Genomic DNA, 416 nt, shown 5'->3' with positions numbered 1-416 from the left:
GATGGTTTGTATTCGAGTATCGATAATTTAGATTTGGAAAATTGTACGTCTGATGATTTTAAAAGAAGACTCTCAACGATTTGCGAGAAATTTTTTGGATCGTTGTCATGAGTTATCAATTCGCACATTTTGAGATGCTGAGTCGTAAAGTGCTTGTAAAGCCTTCCGACAAGGCAACGAAGTCTAAGAAGTGGAATATTAAAGAGACTATAGATGAGGCTACCCGGAGAAATCCGGATGCCTGTTTGCATGTTGAAAATCCAGGCAAGCCGGTTCTCGTTTTTGGTCAGGATTTAGAAGCTCTTGAGCGTGAGCATGAGCAGGCTTGCGATGGTGCTGTTGATGTTCAGAAGAATGGCAAGAGCAGGAAAATCAGAAGCACTCAAAATACTATGGCGTGCATTGTTCTGTCTTGG

Annotated in this window: 1 protein-coding gene; it reads left to right on the top strand. The window is 41.6% G+C overall.

What is annotated here, in order from left to right; translation table 11 throughout:
• Positions 1-107: 107 nt before the first annotated feature.
• On the top strand, positions 108-416 hold a 309-nt coding region (locus KP705_RS18245; protein ID WP_215765323.1), incomplete at its 3' end, for a hypothetical protein.

The organism is Gluconobacter sp. P1D12_c, assembly GCF_018812105.1.
Lineage (GTDB): Bacteria > Pseudomonadota > Alphaproteobacteria > Acetobacterales > Acetobacteraceae > Gluconobacter > Gluconobacter oxydans_A.
Note: the sequence above shows the minus strand (reverse complement) of the source record. Positions and strands in the feature narration are given on the sequence as shown.